The 3817-nt window shown below is 61.5% G+C and carries 2 protein-coding genes; both read right to left on the bottom strand.

Translation table 11 applies throughout. The annotated features are described in order from the left end of the window. A partial coding sequence (csy1, locus tag ABNS06_RS05465; protein WP_348673079.1) for a type I-F CRISPR-associated protein Csy1 occupies nucleotides 1-570 on the bottom strand: 570 nt, incomplete at its 3' end. Nucleotides 571-1061: 491 nt separating this feature from the next. Further along, nucleotides 1062-3817, bottom strand: a 2756-nt coding sequence (gene cas3f / locus ABNS06_RS05460; RefSeq protein WP_348673078.1) for a type I-F CRISPR-associated helicase Cas3f, incomplete at its 5' end; no start/stop codon positions are given.

Here is a 3817-nt window from a genome sequence, read left to right as displayed (position 1 = left end):
GCGCGCGACCTTGTTCTGTTCACCGAAGCGCGCATCGCTGACATCGGCATGTACGGCGTGCATCAGGCTGCTGGAGAACAGCGGCTGCAACAACTGGTAGTGATCGTCATCGGCGGGGTCATCGCCGACACACCAGTAAACCTGCTTGGCCATTACGTGAGACGTCGGTTGCACCGCGAACCGCACCAGCCCGCCGAATGCGTGCATCCACTCAGATGCCGTTTCGGCGTCCGGACTCAGCGCTCGCTGCAAGTCGGCGTCCTTTGCCAGCACCCAGTCCAGCAGCCGACGTCCATCGACCTCGACCTTCAGGAACTTGAAGACATCCAGGGCGGCCGCGTTACCCACGATGTCTTCGGAGAAATCGGCCCCGAGCGTGTGAGAGCCAATCTCCGAATGCGGAGGTAGCGACTGAGGAGCAGCATGCAGACTGCTGCCACGTGCATCCGGATGCGTGGCTTTGAGCACATGGGTCACGGCCTGAATCTGGCCGACGCGGCGGGCGGCATCCGCCAGCCATGTGGCGTACTCATATTTCGCCGCCTTGTCGGCGGCGTCGTCGCCTTTCAACTTGGCATCACGACGTTCATGAATGAACGTGGTGATGGCCGAACGAAAGCGTTCAGAACGTGAATCGTTCGTTGAATCTGTCTCCATCACGGGAATCCTTTTTGTTCGACCGTACCAAGCCCAGTCTGTAGAATTCCCCACGGTGACTTGCCACCGTAGGGGTGCGAAGGAAGGGGGCTATGCCCCCAACCGATCTGACGATCACGCGGTAGCCAACCACGCTTTGTATCCTCCTTAGCCGACTTCCTCGAGCTTAGGGCCGTTGCGAAACGGCAAGTTGTCACGCACCTGCTCCGCCGCAATCGGAGCAGGTGCACATTTATGATGCGCACGCCCCACATGAAAGTCAACCGTTATACGACTTAGAAAACTTACCTGGATTTCATAGACGATCGCTCAATGGTCTGTGTGAAAATGGGTTTACTGCAGCACATGCAGCTCAGAAAGTTATGCGACTCAGTTCCGACTGCCGTGCAGGTAGACTCAAGAGTTCATTTCGTCAGACCTAGCCAGGGGTGGTAACTCCACCCCTGGTCACTTTTCGGCGCACGAACCGTCGCCAGCTTCTCCGCGCATCGACGCAGCGACATGCCCAGGTAGTCCGACTGCTCAACCAGCAGTCCAAGCAAGTCGTGGTCTCCCCAGTTGCTGATGCCTGGACCAAGCGCCACGTCCACGTCATGCCGAAGGCTTTGGTCGATTTCCACGTAAAGCGTCCGGCCACCACGGCCACCCTCTTCTTCCACCCGGTGAAGCAGCAACCGCTCTTCCTCGTCATCCGGGAGAAACGCCAACATGACGCCTGGCTGGGCGTCGTCCCGAAACCGTTGCGTCTGTTGAAGCATTCCAGTCAGCGCGGCCTGCGGGTGCAGCCAGGCGGTTGCGGCGTTTGGTTGTGGTGTTGAACCTCCGCGCGACGTCTGCGCGCTTGCACCGTTTTGTGGAGGCAGCATGCGGTCCTGCATACGCGCGTGTTCCAGGTCGACCAACCGGTGTTTGGGTTTCAGCTCGGCCAGTGGCCTGGAACAGACGCGCGGCAAGGCACTGATCGCGGTGTATTCCTCAGGCGCCATCAGTTTGCTCAGGTGATGCGACAGCAACCGAAACGGATGCCCGACCGGCGCACGCCACTGCTCGAAGCCGGGACGGAGAAAAATCGGCCCGGGCTGTCCGTCCGGCCCCCGCTCGCCTTTGAAGTGGCGCAGGTTCGTGTCGAAGATCAGCAAGTTGGGCTTGTCACCGAGCTTTCGCCGATGTCGCTGCACTCGCCCCGCCAACTGGATCAATGCGCGCATCGACGACGGTTCGGCGACCGCCCAGTCCGCATCCCAGTCCCGACCGACCTCGCAGACTGGTGATGCGAGCACGACGAACACGTGATGTGATTCCGGATGCGCATCGATCGCATGGCGAATGCCCGGCAGCGCGTACACCGATTCCGGCTGACGCCGATTGAATGCCTGGTCGAGCTGATACTCGATCGCCGAGCGTTGCACCTGGGGAAATCGTGCGTGGTAAACGCACAGGTGAATTCGGACATTGTCCGGTCCGCCCAGTTGGAACAACGCCTGCGCGACACCAACCAGCGGCTCGATGTTGGCCATGCGCACGATGCCGAAACTGACGTGCTTGCCGCTATGTGGGCACACTTCGGCGTGGTCTTGATGCAGACGAACGCAGGCGTTGCGTAGCGGCTCGGCAAACTCGGCGTATCGCTGTTCGTCGGGCGCTCTCATCGCGATGTTCAGTGACAACAATTCGCCGCGCTGCACGGGCTCGGCGGCCGTCAGGGCTTTCGCCCGCCGCTTCACGAAGGTGGCGTGCTGTTCGGTGAACATCGCGGCGTCAGGGCAGTGCTCGCGCTGCACTCCGAATTCATCCACCCACAAGCAGGCAATCTGGATATCTCGGTTGGCCTGACCACCGTCGACACCGCGATTGCGTCGGTAGTGAAGACGGCCGGCGCGATAAGCCATGAACATCCCTTCGACCAACGCAGGCGGCAACGTAGCGGACGACAACACCACCCGCGTGCCCAACAGGCCAGCCCAGTGGACCAGCCGCGTCAGTGCGGGAAGATCGTCCAGGTCGTAGTCATCCAGCTCATCGAGTACCAGGTCGCTGCTCATCAGCCGCAGCATTGGTGCGATCTGGCGACCGGCGCGCAGCGATTCGGTAGCGGGGGCGATGTGATCGACCGTGCATACGAGCACTGGCGCCGAGATCAGCTTGCGGATGCTGGCGTCCTGCATCGCACGTGAAAGCAGCGGATGATCGGCGGTGTTGCCCTCGAACAGGACGTGACTGTCTTCCTCAATCAGCGCCTGTACAGAAGCCGATCCATGATCCTCGGCCTGACGTTCGTAGTATTCGAACAGCGACCGACTGCCCGACCCGCCGACCAGGATCGCCAGCTCGTCCTCACCCAAACGCAGATCCTCGCGATAGCTGCGCCCGGTTTGCAGGGTCAAGGTGCGCAAACCCAGCGCGTAAGTCGCCCGCAGACCCTGCTGAGGATCGGCCAACGCGTTGAGCATTCGCAGGTTGGCCAGGGTCTTGCCGCAACCCGTGGACGCCATGTTCACGATGAACGCGCCCTGTTCCACCGACACCTCCCGCAATGAGACCGCGGCATCGGTCGCCTTGTCCTGCCAGGCGAACTTTCCCGCGCCACTGCGCTTGCGCAAGCCGCGATGTCGCGCCAGACGTGGCAAGTCCTGCTCGAAACCCGGCAGCGCATAGGCGATCTGGCCGGCGTCTCGCGCCACGCCCAGCAGATGCTCGTCCAGTGCCTGCTTGAGCGCTCCCCCCGGTCCGGTATTGGCATACAGGGATGAACCCCCATCGCCGGTGACCCGCTGCGACGCATCTTCCGGTAGAGACGAGTAATGGTGATCCGCCAGCATCAGGCTGAGTCGAGCGAGGTGCATCACGTAGGGATTTTCCAGCCACGGCGCTGATCGCTGATCACGCAACTTCAGCAATTGCCGGGCGATCCGCGCAGCCTGCGCGCGCCATTTCGGCCGGACCACCGGCAACTCGTCTGCCATGGTCCAGTACTTCTGGACATGCTCAGGATCAGCAGATTGCTTACGCTCGTTCCATTCGTGATCCACGAGCGAGAGTGGCTGTTCCAGCCAGCACAAGTTGAAATCGGAGCGCTTGTCGTCCGGGATCGTCGGGAGGCGATGATGCGTGACGACCAGCCAGGCGACGGCGGCGGCCAGCGGAGGCAGTTGATTGAACG

Origin of the sequence: uncultured Abyssibacter sp. (assembly GCF_964000955.1) — a bacterium.
Classification (GTDB): Bacteria; Pseudomonadota; Gammaproteobacteria; order Nevskiales; family OUC007; genus Abyssibacter.
Note: the sequence above shows the minus strand (reverse complement) of the source record. Positions and strands in the feature narration are given on the sequence as shown.